Origin of the sequence: Dyadobacter pollutisoli (assembly GCF_026625565.1) — a bacterium.
Taxonomy (GTDB): Bacteria; Bacteroidota; Bacteroidia; order Cytophagales; family Spirosomataceae; genus Dyadobacter; species Dyadobacter pollutisoli.
The window spans coordinates 296485-316213 of the sequence record NZ_CP112998.1 but is presented as its reverse complement, the minus strand read 5'-3'; the positions used below and the strand labels follow the sequence as shown (position 1 = coordinate 316213).

19 protein-coding genes and 1 pseudogene are annotated in these 19729 nt (G+C 46.2%); 10 read left to right on the top strand and 10 right to left on the bottom strand.

The genetic code is table 11. The features are described from left to right. The first annotated feature begins 2 nt into the window (after nucleotides 1-2). On the top strand, nucleotides 3-998 hold the full coding sequence (locus ON006_RS01435) for a S41 family peptidase (RefSeq protein ID WP_244823330.1): 996 nt from the start codon (nucleotides 3-5) through the stop codon (nucleotides 996-998). An 80-nt stretch (nucleotides 999-1078) separates the two neighbouring features. Then, nucleotides 1079-1678, top strand: coding sequence for an HD domain-containing protein (locus tag ON006_RS01430; RefSeq protein WP_244823329.1), 600 nt, complete (start codon nucleotides 1079-1081; stop codon nucleotides 1676-1678). A 117-nt stretch (nucleotides 1679-1795) separates the two neighbouring features. Here ON006_RS01430 and ON006_RS01425 read toward each other — a convergent pair whose 3' ends face one another. Then, nucleotides 1796-2182 carry a T9SS type A sorting domain-containing protein gene (locus ON006_RS01425; protein WP_244823328.1) on the bottom strand — a complete coding sequence of 129 codons (387 nt, stop codon included), beginning with the start codon at nucleotides 2180-2182 and terminating at the stop codon, nucleotides 1796-1798. 457 nt (nucleotides 2183-2639) lie between these two features. Between ON006_RS01425 and ON006_RS01420 the strand changes: the two genes are divergently transcribed. From ON006_RS01420 to ON006_RS01405, 4 genes are all read left to right on the top strand, one after another. Next, on the top strand, nucleotides 2640-3062 hold the full coding sequence (locus tag ON006_RS01420; protein WP_244823327.1) for a hypothetical protein: 423 nt from the start codon (nucleotides 2640-2642) through the stop codon (nucleotides 3060-3062). Nucleotides 3063-3138: 76 nt separating this feature from the next. Further along, the gene (locus tag ON006_RS01415; protein ID WP_244823326.1) at nucleotides 3139-4878 is read left to right on the top strand and encodes a tetratricopeptide repeat protein; all 1740 of its coding nucleotides are present in this window, start codon (nucleotides 3139-3141) and stop codon (nucleotides 4876-4878) included. Nucleotides 4879-4911: 33 nt separating this feature from the next. After that, nucleotides 4912-5307 carry a globin domain-containing protein gene (locus ON006_RS01410; protein ID WP_244823325.1) on the top strand — a complete coding sequence of 132 codons (396 nt, stop codon included), beginning with the start codon at nucleotides 4912-4914 and terminating at the stop codon, nucleotides 5305-5307. A 42-nt stretch (nucleotides 5308-5349) separates the two neighbouring features. Continuing rightward, nucleotides 5350-5748, top strand: coding sequence for a GNAT family N-acetyltransferase (locus ON006_RS01405; protein ID WP_244823324.1), 399 nt, complete (start codon nucleotides 5350-5352; stop codon nucleotides 5746-5748). Between the two features lie 27 nt (nucleotides 5749-5775). Here the strand turns inward: ON006_RS01405 and ON006_RS01400 are convergent, their stop codons facing one another. The 3 genes from ON006_RS01400 to ON006_RS01390 all read right to left on the bottom strand — a co-directional run bounded on the left by ON006_RS01400 (nucleotide 5776) and on the right by ON006_RS01390 (nucleotide 10115). Beyond that, nucleotides 5776-8193, bottom strand: coding sequence for an ABC transporter permease (locus tag ON006_RS01400; protein WP_244823323.1), 2418 nt, complete (start codon nucleotides 8191-8193; stop codon nucleotides 5776-5778). Between the two features lie 157 nt (nucleotides 8194-8350). Next, entirely contained in the window at nucleotides 8351-9493 is a 1143-nt protein-coding gene (locus tag ON006_RS01395) for an FAD-dependent oxidoreductase (RefSeq protein ID WP_244823322.1), read from the bottom strand. Between the two features lie 25 nt (nucleotides 9494-9518). After that, nucleotides 9519-10115 (bottom strand): TetR/AcrR family transcriptional regulator, encoded by a 597-nt coding sequence (locus ON006_RS01390; RefSeq protein WP_244823321.1) that lies wholly within the window; start codon nucleotides 10113-10115, stop codon nucleotides 9519-9521. Nucleotides 10116-10305: 190 nt separating this feature from the next. Here ON006_RS01390 and ON006_RS01385 point away from each other — a divergent pair, with 190 nt between their 5' ends. Beyond that, entirely contained in the window at nucleotides 10306-11094 is a 789-nt protein-coding gene (locus ON006_RS01385; protein ID WP_244823320.1) for a TspO-related membrane protein, read from the top strand. Here ON006_RS01385 and ON006_RS01380 read toward each other — a convergent pair. Together ON006_RS01380 and ON006_RS01375 are read right to left on the bottom strand one after the other, a co-directional pair. After that, entirely contained in the window at nucleotides 11091-11783 is a 693-nt protein-coding gene (locus ON006_RS01380; RefSeq protein WP_244823319.1) for a DUF2461 domain-containing protein, read from the bottom strand. The genes ON006_RS01385 and ON006_RS01380 overlap by 4 nt on opposite strands. Before the next feature lie 39 nt (nucleotides 11784-11822). Further along, the gene (locus ON006_RS01375; RefSeq protein WP_244823318.1) at nucleotides 11823-12233 is read right to left on the bottom strand and encodes a hypothetical protein; all 411 of its coding nucleotides are present in this window, start codon (nucleotides 12231-12233) and stop codon (nucleotides 11823-11825) included. A 171-nt stretch (nucleotides 12234-12404) separates the two neighbouring features. Between ON006_RS01375 and ON006_RS01370 the strand changes: the two genes are divergently transcribed. Both ON006_RS01370 and ON006_RS01365 read left to right on the top strand, forming a co-directional pair. Next, complete coding sequence (locus ON006_RS01370) at nucleotides 12405-14339, top strand: cytochrome-c peroxidase (RefSeq protein WP_244823317.1); 1935 nt, start codon at nucleotides 12405-12407, stop codon at nucleotides 14337-14339. A 202-nt stretch (nucleotides 14340-14541) separates the two neighbouring features. Continuing rightward, nucleotides 14542-15021: an anthrone oxygenase family protein gene (locus ON006_RS01365; protein WP_244823316.1), complete on the top strand. Its 480-nt coding sequence runs from the start codon at nucleotides 14542-14544 to the stop codon at nucleotides 15019-15021. A 93-nt stretch (nucleotides 15022-15114) separates the two neighbouring features. On the opposite strand, the gene ON006_RS01360 is transcribed toward ON006_RS01365, so the two are convergent. From ON006_RS01360 to ON006_RS01350, 3 genes are all read right to left on the bottom strand, one after another. Next, nucleotides 15115-15780 carry a DMT family transporter gene (locus ON006_RS01360; RefSeq protein WP_244823648.1) on the bottom strand — a complete coding sequence of 222 codons (666 nt, stop codon included), beginning with the start codon at nucleotides 15778-15780 and terminating at the stop codon, nucleotides 15115-15117. Beyond that, nucleotides 15738-16007 carry a hypothetical protein gene (locus ON006_RS01355; RefSeq protein ID WP_244823315.1) on the bottom strand — a complete coding sequence of 90 codons (270 nt, stop codon included), beginning with the start codon at nucleotides 16005-16007 and terminating at the stop codon, nucleotides 15738-15740. Before ON006_RS01355 ends, ON006_RS01360 begins: the two co-directional genes overlap by 43 nt. A 292-nt stretch (nucleotides 16008-16299) precedes the next feature. After that, a complete protein-coding gene (locus ON006_RS01350; protein ID WP_244823314.1) occupies nucleotides 16300-16791 on the bottom strand; it encodes a hypothetical protein in 492 nt (163 codons plus the stop codon). A gap of 127 nt (nucleotides 16792-16918) precedes the next feature. On the opposite strand from ON006_RS01350, the gene ON006_RS01345 reads away from it, so the two are divergent. Continuing rightward, nucleotides 16919-17389, top strand: coding sequence for an ankyrin repeat domain-containing protein (locus ON006_RS01345; RefSeq protein WP_244823313.1), 471 nt, complete (start codon nucleotides 16919-16921; stop codon nucleotides 17387-17389). A gap of 77 nt (nucleotides 17390-17466) precedes the next feature. Here ON006_RS01345 and ON006_RS01340 read toward each other — a convergent pair. Further along, nucleotides 17467-19655 (bottom strand): annotated as a pseudogene (locus ON006_RS01340) (catalase). Nucleotides 19656-19729 lie beyond the last annotated feature (74 nt).

Here is a 19729-nt window from a genome sequence, read left to right as displayed (position 1 = left end):
GGGTGAAGGACACGCACGCCAACATTTACAGCCAGGATCAGGCGCTTAACAAGTATTTCGGGAAGAATTATGCTCCGGTACAGCTCACTTTTATAGAGGGCAAGCCAGTCGTGACGGACTACTACAACACATTGCTGGGCGAGCAGTCGGGATTGAAAAAAGGGGATGTTATTGAAACTGTCAATGGGAAAAAAATCGAGGACATCGTTAAGGAAAAGCTCGCTTATACACCGGCCTCAAACTATCCTACCCAGCTTAAAAACATGACCTCCAATGTACTGAGGTCCAACGACTCAACGATAAATATCAGCTTTAAAAGGAATGGCAAAATTGAGAAAAAGAGCATCCCGGTTTTTGGTGTAGACAAGATCAATATTTATGCAAACTATAATAAAAAAGACACCTGTTTCAAGCTAATCGAGCCTGACGTGGCTTATATTTTTCCCGGTAAATTTAAAAATACATACCTGCCCCGCATTCTTCCCGAGATTAGTAAAGTCAAAAGTCTGATCATCGATATGCGCTGCTATCCGTCTGATTTTATGGTATTTACTTTCGGAGAATTCATCTTGCCGGAGGCAAAACCATTTGTCAAGTTTTCGGCAGGAAGCTTGCAAACTCCCGGCCTTTTCACGATGACCCCTGAGTTGACGGTGGGCAAATCCAATCCTGATTATTTCAAAGGGAAAATCGTCATTATTGTCAACGAAACAACGCTGAGTCAGGCCGAATATACGACTATGGCATTTTCCACAGCTCCTAATGTTACCATTATTGGCAGTACCACCGCCGCAGCCGATGGCAATGTTTCTCCCATCGTGTTACCCGGAGGCATTCGTACCGGCATCAGTGGAATCGGTGTTTATTACCCCGATGGGAAGGAAACACAGCAGGTGGGAATCGTTCCCGACATTGAAGCAAAACCAACCGTTGAAGGAATCGTGGAGGGACGTGACGAAGTCCTGGAAAAGGCCTTGCTGGAAGTCAAAAAGAGATAATGACTGAGTCGGTATGCAACTACAATGTCATGTTTAAGCAAAGTAAATTTCTAATTTTGCAATGCTTAAACATGACAACTATGAATTTCGAGCGTCTTCTAAAACAGGTTGCCTTTATCCATGAGATCGATAAGGTTAAATACATTCTGCGAAAAACCAGGCTTTTTAACAGTGACAGAAACGAAAATGACGCGGAGCACAGCTGGCACCTGGCGATCATGGCGATCATTCTGGCTGAGCATGCCAATGAACCCATTGATATCCTGAAAGTCGTTAAAATGTTGCTGATCCACGATGTGGTTGAAATTGACGCTGGAGATATATTCTTATATGATACCGAGGCGAATCACACCAACACCGAGGCTGAACATAAAGCAGCGGAGCGTATTTTCGGTCTTTTGCCGGAAGAGCAAGCCGCGGATCTGATCGAGGTGTGGGACGAATTCGAGTCCGGGGAAACGATGGAGGCCAAATTTGCCCGCGCCATGGACCGTCTTGAACCCTTGTTCCAGAATATTTCCAATGGCGGCGGTACCTGGAAAGAGTATGATGTGCGCTACGAAAAGGTATTGGAAAAGAAAAGCGTCATTCAAAAAGGCTCCGAACATTTATGGGAATTTGCCAAAGAACTAATCGACGAAAGTGTCAAAAATGGCGTCCTGACAAAATCTGCGCATTGATATTGAATGTAAAAAAAGATAAGCTTATTTTTTCGTGGTTTGATTAGCTGCGAAACCCGAAAAAGCCATTCGTTCTGAACAGAACGAATGGCTTTTGCCTTCCTGCAACTTGAAATCTTAACCTAGCGAAACGGTACGAAGTGTTTTCGTATTTTGGGTGTTCAATTCAATGTCTTTTACCTGCTGATTGTCCCCTTCGATCAAAATGACCTGATAGGCTCCATCAGGCAGCTGGTTGAGATCGAAGCGGGTACGGGTAGCTTCCTCGCCTTTGCTGATCATTTTGCTCGCCAGTGTGTGTCCTGATTTGTCAACTAATTTCACAGAGACCGTTTTACCGTCCGACTTAATAACTGTAACATCAATTTTTCCATTCCTGCCGGTTACTACTGAGAATTTCGTGTCGTCATTCGGAGCGCCTGAGGCCGAATTTGTCTGTGCGAAACCATTAGAAGATACGGCCATTGATACTGTCAATAATACTGATGCGATGAGCGTTTTCATGGTACTTTATGTTTAAATGTGATTGTTTTTGTTTTGAAGGAAGCAACCCTGCGTCCGACTGATGATACAATGATACCGGGTCTTCAAACAACAAAAAAACACATTCGACAGACAGGAAAGGAACGACGACAGAAAGGCAAAATAAGACTCTATATTGCTGTAAATGAATATATTACTCCAATTTTAAGTCATTCATAGATCAAAATGAGGTATTCGTAGAGTACCAAAGGGGATTCATTGGTTTAATGCCGGATATCCATGGCTACCAAATCCCTGTTGCCTTTCGTATACCTGCCATTTCCCGGGCTGTTACCTTTCGTATACCCTCATAAGTTGCTGATAGCCTGACCCATCCGCTACGTTTGTATCGTCGGCAGCAACGGAATTTCTTCCTTACCAACTGGCTGACTTACAATCTTATCCATCATTTTTTATTCATTTTTAATCAATCAGTTTCATGAAAACTTTCAAATTCACATTGCTCATCCTTCCGGTTATCATCTTTCTCTCATCCTGCTCGAAAGACTCCTTAGCACCCGTTGAAGAACTACCATCGTTGGCCGGTACATTCACAGTCGCCGAAACTTCTACCTTCCCCGACGGCCGCACAGACCGCGATGAATACGTGATCACGATCAACAAATCTGCGACGGACAAAAGTTACTTTGAGATCGCAAACTTCGCCGGGTTACTGAAAAAGAAAGTACAGGTTTTGGTAGACGGGGAGAAGTTCAACATTCCTTCCCAGACATTCCAGGCCGGCAATAGCAAGATGACCGTGGCGGGCTCAGGAACTTTGCAGGGAAGCAGACTTACATTCGCCTACACCGTTCGCGGCGACTTTACGTGGGATGCCAACTGCGTGTCCGATAAACGGTAAATAGTAACAAGGATCATTAGTTAGGATATGCCGGAGGTTTTAATTAGCTTTCCGGCACCTCCTAATTCATTTCAATATGACTCATTATAAGGCACTTGCAATGCTTTTAGGGATCCTATTCTCCCTGGAAGCCCTGGCACAGGACAGCAAACTGGACAGCCTTCTGAAAGCATTACCCCAGTCCCGGGACACGATGAAAGTGAATGTGCTTAATCAGATCAGTAAGCGGTACTGGTACGCCGATCCTCCGAAGGCTATGCATTATGCCGGCGAGGCGCTCAAACTGTCGCGAACTATCCGTTTTGACAAAGGTGAGGCGCTCGCGTATAATAACATGGGTATCGGGTATTATCTTCAAAATGACTATTCCAATGCGCTGAAATATTTTATGGAGTCCATCAATGCAAACCGTGCGCTGGGTAACTTGAAAGGAATGGGCGATACATACAACAATATGGGCCTGATCTGCATTAAACAAAGCAATTACCCGCAAGCTCTTGATTATTACCTGCTTTCATTGAAGACTTATGAGGACCGGGGCGACACACGCGGGACAGTGGGAATCCTCTCCAACATTGGTAACCTGTACGACGACCTGCAGGAATATCCCGCGGCATTGGAATATTATTTCAAAGCTTTAAAGATCATTGGAAAAACCCCTGTCGAAGACGACGGGCTTGGCTTGCTGCGCAACAACATTGGCTCCGTGTACCTGAATACCAAAAAGTACCCCGATGCATTGAAATATTTGCTTCTATCATTGAAAACAAAAGATGCGTCGGACGAACAGGGAAAAGCCATCAGTTTGTCCAACATTGGCCTGGTATATATGGAAATGAAGCAGTATCCGCAAGCATTGGATTATTTTTCAAGAGCACTGCCCATTCAGCAGTCGCTGGAAGACGATTTTCATATGTTATCCACATTGGAAGGGCTGGCGCAGATATATCTTTTAAAAGGCGACCTGCCCAAAAGCAAGTCCTATGCAAGCCGGGGATTACAGATCGCTCTTAAAATCGATAACAAAAAACGGGCGGCCAATGCTTACCGGATCCTGGCAGAGATTTCAAAGCACGAAAACAACCTGGGAGCGGCTTACGAAAATCAGCTGCGTTATTCCCAAACGCGGGATTCGATCCTGAATGATGATAATACGCTCAAAATCGCGCGGATGCAGGTTCGGTATGAGGGCGAAAAAAAGCAGGCGGAGATCAAACTTCTGAAAAAAGAACAGTCATTCGATCAGCTGACCAGGAATTTGTTCGGCTTGGGTTTGCTGCTCTGTCTGGTAATCGGGGCCCTGATCGTGAGCAGGCAGCGGCTGAAAATAAAGGACGAAAAAATGCTGGCCGAAAAAGAACGGCAGATCCTGGTGATCGAACTGGAATCCAGAAGCAAGGCGCTCACTACCCACACACTTAACCTGATCCAGAAAAACGGGATCATGCAGGAGATCAGGGAAACGGTGTCGCTGGCGCTCAAATCGCCGGTTCGCGATGAAAACAATCCGCTTTTGAACAGACTGATCAAGCTTATTGATTACAGTTTCAATCTCGACAAAGACTGGGAAGAGTTCAAGCTGTATTTTGAACAGGTACATCAGAATTTCTTTGTCAAATTACAGCAAGACCACCCCGACCTCAGTCCAGGAGAAATGCGTCTATGCGCTCTCATTCGATTGAATATGAACCTGAAAGAATGCGCTACATTACTAAGCGTGTCACCCGACAGCATTAAAACAGCCCGCCACAGGCTCCGCAAAAAACTGGGTTTGTCCGACGAACAGAACCTGGTAGGTTACTTTACCAGCATTTAAAATATCCCCAACTCATTCATCCATCAACATATCATGACCGACTGGAAAATTCTTGCTATCAAACATTCGTGGAGCAATCTGCTGCTCGATTCAGAGGCCGCAGGTGCGCTTTTTTACGAAAAACTTTTCGCATTGGATCCTTCGTTAAGGCCTCTTTTCAAACATTCCATGGAGGATCAGTCCAAAAAATTGATCGATATGCTTACCTTAATGATCGTAAATCTCCAATGCATGGACGAGATGAAGGAGGAAATAAGCGCGCTCGCCAGGCGTCACGAGCAATACGGAACGCGTCCCGAACATTACCAAACGCTCGGCGTTGCACTCATTCAAACATTGGAAATTCAGCTGGCAGATCAATGGAACCCTGATCTGGCTGAGGCCTGGCAGGAAGTTTACACGATCTGGACAGATGCCATGATACATTGAAAAAACATTAGCCATTAAAAATAAACTTATCAACTCACAAGAATGGAAATTGCTTACAGCTTCGACCGGATTCCTACCGCACAGCAGATCATCGAGCTTTATAATGCCGCCGGTCTGCCAAGACCAACTCATGATGAAAAACGTATTCAGCAAATGTATGAGAACTCGAACCTGGTCGTTACAGCCTGGGTTGGAGAGCAGCTTGTGGGTGTCAGCCGCTGCATTACCGACTGGGTTTGGTCGTGCTACCTCGCTGACCTCGCCGTAAGTCCGGATCATAAAACGACTGGGATCGGCAAAAGGCTCATTGAACTGACAAAAGAAAAAGTCGGCGAGCAAACCATGATCTTGCTGCTTTCAGTCCCTACCGCCATGGAATATTATCCCAAAGTAGGGTTCAGCAAAGAAAATCGGAGCTTCATTATACATAGAGAGAAGTAGTAGTGATTAGATATAAATATCATTCCCCTACTCGCTTCGCAAACTCTCCACGGGGTTCATCAATGCCGCTTTGATACTCTGGTAGGAAACCGTGAGGAGCGCGACAACTAAGGCCACCAGGCCTGACAGTGCAAAAACCCACCATTTAATTTCAATTTTATAGGCAAAGTCCTGCAACCACAACTGCATTCCATACCACGCAACTGGCGAGGCAATGACGATCGCGATCAGCACAAGCACCACAAACTCCCTGGACAACATCCCGGCAATGCTCATAACAGAAGCTCCAAGCACTTTGCGAATGCCTATTTCCTTGGTACGCTGCGCCGCAGAAAAAGTAGCCAGACCGAACAATCCCAAAGACGCAATTATAATGGCGATAAATGTGAAGTAAATGACAATGCGTGAGGTGCGCAGCTCTTTGTCGTAGCGTTGCTGAAAGTCCTGATTCATAAAGGAATACGAAAATGGAGTACCGGGATTGAGCTTATTCCACGATTTTTCGATGCTGGCAATAAGAACGCCATAATCCGTGGTTTTGACATTGGCAATTAAATACCGGTATTTGTCGCTAATAGTCGTCGTCAGTCCGTAAGGCTTAATGCGTTCATGCAGACTTTCAAAATTGAAGTCTTTGACAACACCCACGATTTGCATCCTTCCCCGCACATTATTCAGTTCGAAATAGATGTTTTTCCCGATTGCTGTTTTAGCATTGTAACCCAATTCCTTCACCGCCCGCTCGTTCAGAATGATACTACTTGAATCGCCTGAAAAGCTTCGGGAAAATGGCCTGCCTGCTACCATTGTGAAACCTAATGTTTCAATGTAATTTTCTCCAACTGCTGCGAAATGAATGTCAACCGCCTCATTCATTGATTTATTTTCTGTATAAAAAAGTAAGTCATCGACTGTTTCCCCACCGGGGTGGGCCGATCCGCTGGATGCGGATACCACATGAGGATTGGCGAGAACTTCGTCCCTCAAAACCCTGAAATGATCAGCCGTCTGATTGCTTTTTAGCGGAATTACGATTTTTTGCTCTTTATTGAAACCCAGGTTTTGATTTTGAATAAAGGATAGCTGCTGCCAAATCACTACCGCACCCAATATCAGTATAATGGAAATTGTGAACTGGAAAACAACCAGCCCTTTACGAACTGCAACAACCGAAATGCTATTGACTAGCCTGCCTTTGAGTACATTGACCGGCTTGAAGGATGATAGAAAAAACGCGGGGTACAATCCGGCAAACAGGCCCGTAACCAAGGTTACCCCCACGATCCAGAGGATAAAGTCAGTGTTTTGTAAAATACTTAACTGCTTGCCGGTAAGATCATTAAATACAGGAAGGAACAGCTGAATGAAAACAAGTGCCAGCAGCAAGCCAAAGACCGACAACATCAGCGATTCGCTCAAAAACTGGTATACCAGCGATTTTTTAAATGCACCCAACACTTTACGGACACCCACTTCCCGCACCCGCTTTTCGGACCGCGCAGTGCTCAGGTTCATGAAATTGATGCAGGCAATGAGCAGCAAAAATGCGGCTATGGAGCCGAAAATATACAGGTAAGTCATGCTGCCATTCAGCGACAGTTCATTGCCGATCGCCGATGTAAGGTAAATGTCCGGTACCGCTTGTAAAAACAGTTTTTTGGTAATACCCAGCGCTTTCAAATCCACAGCGGCATTACGGTCCATGAAGGCCGGAAGCTTGGCCTCAAAGGCCTGTGCGCTGGTTCCTTGTTTCAACTTGACGTAGGTATGAAAAAGATTATTGGTTGCCCAGTTTTTCTGCTGCGAAACCCATCCGCCCAGGTCGTTATTTTGCATGGAAAGCAGCATATGTGCGTCGACGTGGGACTTGTGATTGTCTTTAAAAACACCGGTAACCGTGTAATCAAAGTCACCAAAAAACAGGCCGATCTTAATGGTCTTGCCGATCGGATCTGTGTTGCCGAATATTTTTTCAGCCACCGTTTCGGAAAGTACTAATGTATTGGGACTGCTGAGAGCCGTTTTTGCATTCCCATATTTGAAATCATAGGTAAATATGTCAAACAGCGTCGAGTCGGCATAGTAGCCATTCGGTTCGTAAAATTGCTTTTCCGTCGCTCCCTGGCGGTATTTCAAAAGCATTTTTTTAACGCCCGGGAATTTCAGGATACGGGCCGCTGCTTCTACTTCGGGAAAATCATTTTGGAGCCCGGCAGCTACCGGCCCCGCAGCAGCCGACCAGTCTTCTAACTTGGAAGATGTCGCCACCCGAAATATGCGGTCGGGATCTTTGTGATGTTTGTCAAAACTGAGCTCGTCGGAAATGTAAAGAATGATCAGCAGGCAGGTTGCCAATCCCATCGCCAGGCCAAAAATATTGATACCTGCGTAAGTTTTGTTCCGTGAAAGGTTGCGGAAGGCGATTTTGAAGTAGTTACGGATCATATTTTCAGTTATTTCCAATTTTGTTGGTAAAAGATCTTGCCAGGCGCACTACCGCGTTGTTATACATTGATAACAAGCAAGTTAAAACAAAATAAGCGAACACATCATGTCCAGAATCGGACATGATGTGTTCGCTTTAACAGGCGTTTGGAACCGCTCAGGAAAACATTTCAAGCATGTCGGAAATTGCATTCGCCGAGTGAATGGAAGCCGTTTGATCCAAAGTAAGCTGCCCTACTTCCGCGGCGCGTGCACGCATTTCCGTCTCATAATGTGCAATGGCCGAATGCAGGTCGGGAAATGTGTCGCTGGTAAGGCATATGCTCAGTTCCAGCGCGTCCAGCATCGCCATATTCACACCTTCTCCCGCATATGGGGGCATCAGGTGCGCGGCGTCGCCCAGCATGGTGAGGTTCGGCAGCGGCTTCCAGGTCTGGTCCAGCGGCATGCAATACTGCGGCCGTGGTATAAAATGGGATTCCGCATTGGTGAACAAATCCAGCCATACCACATCCCAGCCGGCAAATTCCTGCCCGAACCAGGCAATGACCTGTGCTTTATCATTGAAATCGATCCCGCTCGTCGCCACCCAGTCTTCATCGGTTTTGGAACCGGTGTAAAATACCATACTCCCGTCCCCTTTTGATGCCACAATGATCGATTTTTCGTCGCCCATAGCGAATATTTTCCCGCCGTTTAAGAGTTTGTGAAGTTCGGGCACCGCGTTCTCAGAATCATATACTGCGCCTTCCACTACTGTAAGGCCAGCGAAAAATGGTTGTATTGGTGTAATGAATGGCCTTATTTTGGAGTTGGCTCCGTCTGCCGCGATCACCAGGTCGGCCACAGCTTCGGTTCCATTTTGAAATTTGAGCACCCAGGAACCGTCCAGCTCTTCGAGCGTTAATAAGTAGCTATCCCACACCACAGTACCAGGCTGTAAAGATTCCAGTAAGATCTTTCTCAGCGGGCCGCGGTCTATTTCCGGTCGGTATGCCTCCTCGGCAGAAGTGAAATCGTCGTCGAACAAAATCGTTGCCTTTTTATCCAATATCCGCATTTTGTCAGCTCCTGGCCGGTAATTGGCTTTAAAGGCTTCCGTTAACCCGGCCTGCTGTAATGCATTTAGTCCCGATTCTTCGTGCAAGTCCAATGTGGCCCCCTGCACTCTCACGTCCTTGTTCAAATCTCTTTCGTACACTTTTACGTCGGCGCCTTTCATTTGTAACAGTCTGGCGAGTGTCAATCCACCCGGGCCTCCACCCACAATGGCTATTTTTTTGTTTTGAATGACATTCATTTTGTCAATTTTTATGCGTTTCAAATTATTTAAGCATTCCTTTTATCACAGCCGCGCAGCAATCCTCCACCAGTTTTTCGGTAATGATCTGCTGCGGTCTGTCCAAATGCTCGAAGTACTCGTTGACCAGGTCCAGAACCGGGGAAAATAGCAATGCCCTGTGCGCTTGATTCGGCAAATCTGCTATGACTCCCGCAGCAACCTGATTTCTCAAAAACCGGTGAACAGGTGCGAAGTACTGACCTTCGGAAATGTTCCGTGCCTGAAAAGCCTTGTTGAGCAACGGCGAAGATTTCCCGTATTGCATCAGCGCAAAGGATTGCCTGTTATCCTTAAAATAGGCAAATATGTTCTGCCAGATCCTTTTCACACCGGCTTCAAAATCAGCAGTTTCGTCAAAATCCAACAGTACTGCCTCCTCATACACGACTAGGACCTCATCAATAAATAGTTTAATGAGAAAATCTTCCTTGTTCTCGTATTTGATGTAAATGGTGCGGGGCGATACGTTCGCAGCTTTCGCCAGTTTTTGCATGCTCAGGTTTTCCAGGCCTTCCTCCAAAATGATTTTCAGCGCGATGCTGCGGATGGATTCTTCTTTTTCCAGATTTTTCGGTCTCATAGTATTCAACACCTGCTTGAATGCGTTGATCAAGTGCCAACACAAAGTAAGTAAATGTTTATTTACTAATCAAATATTTATTTTGAACTCACGAAAAATCGTCATCTTGCAGGTCGTTGGAAGGCATAGTTTTTGCAAAGCAGCCTTGCAATACCAACTCCTTGCAATACAAAATCCTTGCTACCGAATCATGAAAAAGACGCTTCAAATCGCCAATATCCTGGCCCTGATTATTACTTTAATCGTCAATTATCTCTCCAATACGGGTATCTTCAATGGCAATACAATGGCCACGGTTTCGGCCCGGTACCAGAATTTCTTCACGCCTTCCGGTTACGCATTTTCTGTATGGGGGCTGATCTATCTGGCGCTCGCGGCGTTTGTCATTTATCAAAGCCGAGGTCTTTTCAATGACAAGCCTGTCCCTACCATTGTCGAAAAAATAGGGTGGCTTTTTGTTATTTCCTGCGCGGCCAATTCGCTCTGGGTCTTCGCCTGGCTGTACGACTATACCGGTCTTTCAGTCATTATAATGGCTATTTTACTCTCTTCACTGCTTCTCATTGTGTTCCGTACACGCATGGAAATGGATGTCATTCCTATTAAAAAAATTGCGCTGACCTGGTGGCCTTTTGCCCTTTACCTGGGCTGGATCACCGTCGCTATCATCGCTAACTTCGCAGCATATCTGACCAAAATCCAATGGAACGGTTTTGGACTTGCCGATACAACCTGGACCATCATCATGCTATGCGCTGCCGGAGTAATTTTTGTCGGCCTGACCTGGGTCAGAAACCTCCGGGAGTCGTCATTAGTAGGCATATGGGGACTGGTAGCGGTTGCGGTGGCCAATTGGAACCAAACTCCGGCGGTCGCTTACACCGCCATCGCAGTTTCCGCGGTTATATTTTTAAGTAGCATGCTCCATGCTTACCGCAACAGGGGCCGACATTTTCTGGAAGAAGCGCGTTGGATTTAAATCTGGTCTAGGCCGTCCGCATCAATAGTCAAAACCTCGCTCATATAGTCAAAAAACGGCCGCATGTTCTTGAATGTCAGATTGGCTTCATTCAAAAACGTCGGGCTCAGAACTTCCGCGTCTGTGAATTTCCGGCTCAGCAGGAATTGTTTGTAGCGCAGCAGATCGATCGCTTCATCATTAGGATCGAAGCCTTTTGGAGTCGTTTTCAACTGCTCACCACGCAAGGTACCAAATGTGGAAACAAATGATTTGCTCTTCAAAATCTTCCTCAAAGGCTCGGGATCAAAGCTGATATCGTCCCGAATACGTTTCATATCTTGTGGATTGGGCGCCCAGAAACCGCCTGCGACAAAACTATTACCTGGCTCAATGTGAAAATAATATCCTCCCCTGCGCTGCGCGGTCGCACGTGAAAAGTTGCCGCTCCAATTGGTTTTATAGGGAGTTTTATTACTTGAAAAACGCGTATCGCGGTAAATACGGTGAAGGCTTTTTTTACCCGAAGGCGTTTCTATCAGATCATGGATATTTAACTCCGCCAGCAGCATGCCCGCGAAATCTTCAATATGCGTTTGCTCTTCGATGAATTCATCTTTGTGTGCATTGAACCAATCGCGGTTATTATTTTGCCCCAATACCTTTAAAAATTCCAGACTTGATGCCGGAATGAGTGTCTGCTCTGACATGTTGATGCTCTTAATCTGATAGCCAAGTGAGCAGCGAATTTAGTCAAAAGGATTAATACAGCCCATCAGCTGCCGACCTGATATCTCGTTGGAATCAATGTGCCCTTTGATAACACCTTTGTAATCCAGCGCCGACAGGCGATCTTTCCCTAGATAAAAAAATGAAATGGTCGACCGTGGTCGGCCTATGTTAAATGCTTTAGAACCCGTTTCAGGATAAGCGTCGACCAGCTTTTTCAAGGTTTCCCAGTCGCTGAATTCCAGGCATTTCAATGTAAAACGCTCATCATCTCCTTCCCAGCTCAGATACAGCAAAAAACGCTGACCGGAGGCAATTTCAAAGTAAAAATTAAACCGCCTTTGGTTCGCATAGGCGCTGGAAAGCTGCAATTCGGTTGATTCAAAAAAGTAAGATTTTATCTCTTCACGCAAATAGTTGAGTGCATCCATTCTTATCGATCGTGTCAGTTCTAGGAGTCCGTGTTATAACAAATATATTCACTGACGGCCATAATTGCTTGCTTTTTTACCGCTAACTCAAAGAATTTGTTTCTGTTTGGTTTTTAAAATAAATTCGATACGCTACCCACTACCACATTACCTACCATTTTCCTGTTCAGCATGACAAACAGATTTTTTCGGACGCTATGCGCGGCCGTAGTGATTTTGTTATCCGCTGCTATTTTCCGCCCCGACGCTGGAAATAAGATGAGCGCAGCCCAACAGGCGGGGAAAATTTATCGCGATGAAATGCATCGGCTGGACTCCCTGCTGGCAGCCTACCCCGCATACTTTATGGACAGTAACTACGCTGCGAGAATTCGTGTTTACACCGATTTGGCCCGTCAGTTCAAGCGTGTGGAGCTTTTCTTTCTATATTTTTACCCGGAAAAGGCCTATACTACCATGTGGCAGCCGATCCAATCGACCAAGCAACCTGCCGGGCCACCATTGCCTGATAACTTCCTGATAGCAGGGCCATTTGGCATTGATGCAGACTCTATTGTTGCCAAAAGCAGTAAGGCCAGCCGCGACTTTGAAAAAATGTTCATTACCCGCGCCGCCAATAACTTTCGGGCGACAATGGCTGAAACACAATACGAAAAAAACATTCCGCAAATAACGGACGCGCAGATGATGGAAGCCCTGAAAATGCAAATGTTCAACATGAGCAGCGTAGGGCTTGGTAATGGCGATTTTCAGTTGAACCCTGTCAATTTAGCATGCGTACAGGCCGAAATTCAGGTTTGGAGCAAAGTCATGCGAATTTACCTGTCGCAACTTCCCAAATCTTCCAAAAAGCTCCGTAGCGAGGTTGAAGATTTACTCGACAAGACTGAAAAATACTTTGTGGTCAATACTGATTTCGACGCATTCAACAGAATGGAATTGATCACTCAGTACCTCAATCCATTATCCGTACATTTGACTACGGTCAGAAAAACGTTGAACATTCCTGCCGGTACCCGTTTCGCAGCGCTCAATCCCGAAGCCAACAACTTATTTGAGGCTGATATTTTCAATTTGCGCTTTTTCATGCCCGACACTAGCGCCAGGCTTTTCAAGGAACGCTCCGAACTGGGCAAAGTCCTGTTTTTCGACCCGATTCTTTCCGATAATAACGAACGGTCCTGCGCATCTTGCCACAAACCCGAAATGGCATTTACCGACGGTTTGGGCAAAAGTATAAGCTTTACCCTCGATCAGTTGCCCCGTAATGCGCCGACGGTTATCAATTCGGTTTTTCAGCCCTCGCAGTTTTGGGATTCCCGTGTTAATTCCCTCGAAGACCAGGCTGATTCTGTGATCATGAACCCAAATGAAATGCACGGAACATCATTTGAGGTCGTGACCGACCGCATTACCGCCAGCGAAGAGTACATCAGGCTTTTCAACAAAGCATTCCCGGAAACGATCACGCAAGGAATATCCCGAAAACACATTAAAAGTGCCATTGCGTCTTACGAACGGACATTAGTAGGCCTCAATTCACGGTTTGACAAATATATGAGAGGCGAGAAAACCGCTTTGAATACGCAGGAAATTAATGGTTTTAATGTCTTTATGGGCAAAGGCCGCTGCGGAAGCTGTCATTATGCGCCGCTGTTTAACGGTACCCTCCCACCCCACTTCACCATTTCCGATCATCGTAGTTTGGGCGTCCCGGTGAAGGATACGATGAGCAAGTACGAGCTCGATTCGGACATTGGTTTGCAGCATTCCAGTAGGAATCCACTATTCAAGGCTTCATTTAAAATCCCGACTGTCAGAAATGCAGCGCTCACGGCACCGTATATGCATAACGGGATTTACCGGTCGCTCGATCAGGTGGTTGATTTCTACAATCATGGAGGCGGCAATAAATTTGCATTCAGGATCTTTCTATCCATTCTGCCGGACTCTCTGAACCTGAGCGTCACAGAAAAGAAAGACCTTATTTCTTTCGTACACGCACTCACCGACACCTTGGGCACCAGTACGAGGCCCAGGTATTTACCCGAAATCAAAGGCAAACATGCCGCACTCAATGATCGGATCATAGGAGGTAAATTTTAATAGTATGCGCCCATCTTTATTCATTGGCGGATATATTTTTCTAGCAGGCGCTGGCCGGGTGGTTTTTACTCCTGCACATTCAGCGGCCAAATAGCAGGGTTCATTCCTGTCATCCCGAAGTTGATTTCTGTTTTTCAGCATTGCTTCATGTCAATGCGTAGGTTTGGGTTTTTGATTCAACACTTACATTGATCTATTAGCCATGCTGACGACCTCTGCTATACTGCTGACACTGTTTATTTTAAATCTCGGAACTGCCTTTGGTGCAGGCCTTTACGAAACTATTATTATTATCCCAAAATGGTTCCCCAGATCTGTGGGTGCTGGTTACACGGTTGACCTCGCGGCTATGCGCGAGATTGATTCAGGCCGAAAATTCTGGGCGGCAGTAACTACCATGCCGCTTACCTTGCTCACTTTTGCTAACTTATATTTCGCCGCGCAAGCGCCACAACCCGCGCATGACTGGTGGCTCGCGGCTGCGCTGATCACACTCGCGGAAAGGATCAGTACCTTCTCCTTTTTTATCCCGACGATCATCAAATTACAAAATGTGAGCTCGTTCCCCCCTTCCAAAGTCCACAGCAAGGTCGCACTATGGACCCGCCTGAACTATGTTCGCTGCACGCTAAACCTCATCGCCTGGATCCTCGCCATCGAAGCACTAGCGCTTTATTTTTGAAAGTAAATGGATTATGCTGAGATAATACATTGTCATGCTAAGCGCACCATGACAAAGAGTGCGCATGACTAGTTTATCTCAGCACCACAATGTTTATGACACCAGATCTCTCACCGCCCGCCGGCTCTCCGTAAAAACTTTTGTCATTTGCAAAACCACGGAAAGAATGATCAAACCCAGTCCCAGATAAAATGTGGACGTGAGTTCCTTATTTTCGTGATAAATCAAAATCGCCAGTATAATGGTGTAAACTGGTTCCAGGTTCAGGCTCAGATTGACTGTAAAGGCAGATATCCTGTTCAGTGCCTGGGTTTGTAGCATATACAAAAGTACCGTGCAAAATAGCGCCAGTACAACGAGATAGCCAAAGTCGGACCAGGAAGGGATCATTGATTTCACCGGAAAAAAATACACGTACACCGGCATCAGCACAGTAAGCCCAAGCGCCCCGCCGATCATCGAATACACTGTAACCGTCTCACTCTCATGCACATGTGCCAGCCGCTCGTTGGTAATGGTGTACAATGCACCCAGCATCGATGAGATGACACCCAGGGCAATGCCTGCCCGGTACCGCGAATCGAAACTAAAAATGAGGGCTATTCCTGCCAGTGTTAACAAGCTCAGCAGCAGTTCGGAAACTACAAGCTTTCGCCTGTTAACAAATGGCGAAAATATCGCGGTGAAAAACCCTGCCAAAGAGAAGCAAACCACGCCTACCGAAATGTTGGAATATTTGATACTGCCATAAAAAAACAGCCAATGCAGCCCAAAAGGCAGCCCGCCAGCGAAATGCGGCCAAACTCCCTGAATGTTACGGATTTGAGCTTTTTGGTTACGGCCAATATGATAGCCAGTAAAATCGCGGCGAGACAGATCCGGTACCAGGCTAGCAACCCCTCGTTTAGCGTGATTAATTTTCCAAAAATACCGGTAAACCCGGCGAGTACTATGGCTATATGTAGTTTAATGAAAGCCTTTTTCATTTGTAGAAATGTTCAAATAAAGGTTTGAAAAATAGCGATGTGTCCGCCCGAACTTGCGTTGACGACAGCACATGCCGGATTAAATGAGCCCCTGAGGGCATCCAGCCAAACAACCTTTATGTCAAATGGAAACAGGCAATAGCATTATACCCTCCTGAAAATCAGGAAGGTTACATTGAAATGTTCCGGTTGCTTAGCTTAGGCAGCTACCGGTGGAGGAAGAATACAGGAGAAATAAGTAACGAGGTGCATACAATTGGTTTTTTTGCAAAAATAGAACAAGTTTCCGAGATCACTTCATCCTGACATACTTTTCAATGTTCAGCCGGTCCACACCCGCACTCACGACTTTCTCCACACCTCTCTGAACAAGTGTATCATTTTGGATTTCAACGGTAAACGGAAAGTCGCTCCCCTCCCATTCCCTGGCACTACAATATTCCAGATGTTCGGTATAAGTGCTGTCTTTCAGCGAGTAAGTGCCTCCGCCCGACGAAAAAGAAGCCGTAGAATCTTTCCCTTTGCTCAAATCATGCTGTAAAAAAGCAAAGTGCGTATCATTGATGATCTTAATGAACGAAGTATTTTTCGTGTAGTCGGTAATGGTCGTATCCCCTTTTTCAATCAATGTGCCCGTAATCAGTTTCCAGGTTCCGGTAATGGGCAGCTTGCCCTCTTGATCAGCGTCAGCAGTAGTTTCGCTATTGCATGAAAACAGGGAAACCATGATAAAAAAGGCACCGACAATCGATTTCAAGCCATATTCTATTTTGATACGAGACATTCAGGTTTGGGTTTAATGTTGGATAAAAAAGCAATTGCAAGTAACCATTTACTGGTGAATATACAGGCAAGTCGCGTATGGAATAGTTTTTGTTGACAATCAAGCTGATAAACTCAACCCCATAAAAATGGAAAATCTGGACAATGTTACACTCCACGCGGCCCGGCTTGGGAACATAGCGGTTTTGCAGGAATTAATTGAGAGAAAAGTTGATGTCACTATCCAGGACGACAAGGGATATACGCCGCTTATTCTGGCCTGTTATCACAATCATTACGAAGCCGCCGACCTGCTCCTGAAAGCCGGAGCAGACGTCAATGGTCATGATTTTGGAGGTAACACAGCCTTGATGGGTGCCTGCTTCAAAGGTTATACGGACATTGCGGAGCTATTGATTGAAAATGGGGCTGACCTCAACCTACAACATGGAAATGGTGGTACGGCATTGATGTTCGCCGCCACGTTTGGCCGAAATGATGTGGTTCGGTTACTCCTGCGCCACGGAGCGGATAAAACCATTCTGGATACAAGAGGATTATCTGTCGCCGACCTTGCGGTACAGCAGGGCAATGACGAAGCAATTGCGCTATTGGAATAAACCCTTACCGGTTTTTGATTAAATAAAAAATACCCGCACGATGAATGCGGGTATTTTTGCTTGCTCTGTCCTCTCAGTTAGGCTGGTACCTTTCTCGGCTTTTCCCTATCCCAAAACCGGTGCTGTGCGATGGCAAGAATAAACTGATCCGCCAGTTGTTCGGCATCATCCTGGACCACTACACCTTCGGCCAGTACTGTATCATCTGAAAAATCCTCAGGCAGTTTCTTACCAAAATAAGTCGCTTCCAAGACCTGCATCGCCGTGGAATCCGCTGCGATCGCTTTGCAATGCCGGTAAGCCTCATTCAGAAAATGAACCGCGTCTGCGTCAGCTTCAATGGTTGCAGCACTGACCGTCCCGCCAGGTACATATACCGCATCGTAGAGCACTGATGCCGCGGTGAGCAGACTATGCTGAACTGGTATTTTCGTATCATTTTCGGCTGTAATGTAGTTCTGGTTTGGCGCAATGATCTCGACCACAGCACCGGCTGCTTCCAATGCATCTTTTACAGTTGTCAAAGAAATTTCGTCAACACCATCTGCTGCCAGAAATGCAATTTTACGCGTTTTGATACTGTCTTTGATGGTATTTGCCATACTCAATGCCGGGGAGGAAGCCAACGTACTTTCCACCATTGCTGAATCGTAATCCGCCGGGTCTGCGTCGGCGGGAATGCTGTGGTTTACCGGTAGCGCCGGATCCTGTGGTACGTCCAGCCGGAGCGCATATCCGACCTGTGCTGCCAGGCTGGCGTCGACCAGGGAAAGGATTCCCAGCATTCTTTCACGGACACTCACATCATTTACTTTCCCCAGCTCAAAGCTATATGCATCGACAATGTGGCTTTGTTCGGCGACGGACTGACTGTTAAAAAACAATCTGGCCTGACTGAAATGGTCCAGAAAGCTCTTGCTCCTGGCCCTGACTTTTTTCGCGTCTATCCTTTCCGGGTATGAACTGTAACCACCTTCGGAAGCTTTCGCCTGCACTGGAAATGCATTGCCTATCGTATTGGGGCCGTAACTGGTTTTACCCTTGTTGATCGTCTGCCGCATATAACCGTCGCGCTGGTTGTTGTGAACCGGCGAAATTGGGCGATTAATAGGAATTTCCTGAAAATTGGGCCCACCCAGGCGGATCAATTGCGTATCTGTATAAGAGAAAAGACGCCCCTGCAACAATGGATCATTGGTGAAATCAATCCCCGGTACAATGTGTCCCAAATGGAATGCAGCTTGCTCAGTTTCGGCGAAAAAATTGTCCGGATTCCGGTTTAGAGTCATTTTCCCGACTCTTTGCACAGGTACCAACTCCTCAGGGATCAACTTCGTTGGATCCAGCAGGTCAAATTCAAATTTGAATTCATCTTCTTCCCGCACGATCTGTACACCCAGCTCCCATTCAGGAAAATTGCCAGCTTCAATGGCATCCCAAAGGTCACGACGGTGAAAATCCGGATCTTTTCCCGAGATCTTTTGAGCTTCATCCCAGGCAACAGAATGCACACCTAATAATGGTTTCCAATGGAATTTCACGAAACTCGCTACACCGGCTTCATTCACAAACCGAAATGTGTGCACACCAAAACCCTCCATCATCCGGTAGCTTCTTGGAATTGCCCGGTCACTCATTAACCACATCACCATGTGCGCGGATTCAGGCATGACAGAAACAAAATCCCAGAATGTATCGTGTGCCGAAGCGGCCTGGGAATCTCGTTATCGGGTTCGGGCTTTACGGCGTGTATCAGGTCAGGAAATTTTATGGCATCCTGAATAAAAAATACCGGCATATTGTTCCCTACGAGATCAAAATTACCTTCATTGGTATAAAATCTGACCGCAAATCCCCGCACATCACGGGCCAGATCAGTTGATCCGCGCGAACCTGCTACCGTAGAAAACCTGACAAAAACAGGTGTTTCCAATGAGGTATCGTTCAGGAATCCCGCTTTGGTCACCGAAGCCAGCGGCTCATACAATTTGAAGACGCCGTGCGCACCCGAGCCCCGCGCATGTACTACGCGCTCAGGGATACGCTCATGATCGAAATGTGTGATTTTTTCGCGAAGGATAAAATCTTCTAATAATGTAGAACCCCGGTCGCCCGCCTTTAAACTGTTTTGATCGTCGTTGATCAGCAGGCCGGTATTAGTGGTCATTTTTTGTCCCTGCGAATCTTCCTTATGCTGTTCCAAAGCGGTGATTTTCATGTTTCCCGGCTTTGAAACTACTTTTTCTGATTTTTTAATATTCGCCATAAAGTGCATTGTTTGAATGGATCAGCTGCGTTGTTAAAAATGCGTTCCATCAACATTGCCATCCGGCGAAAAAA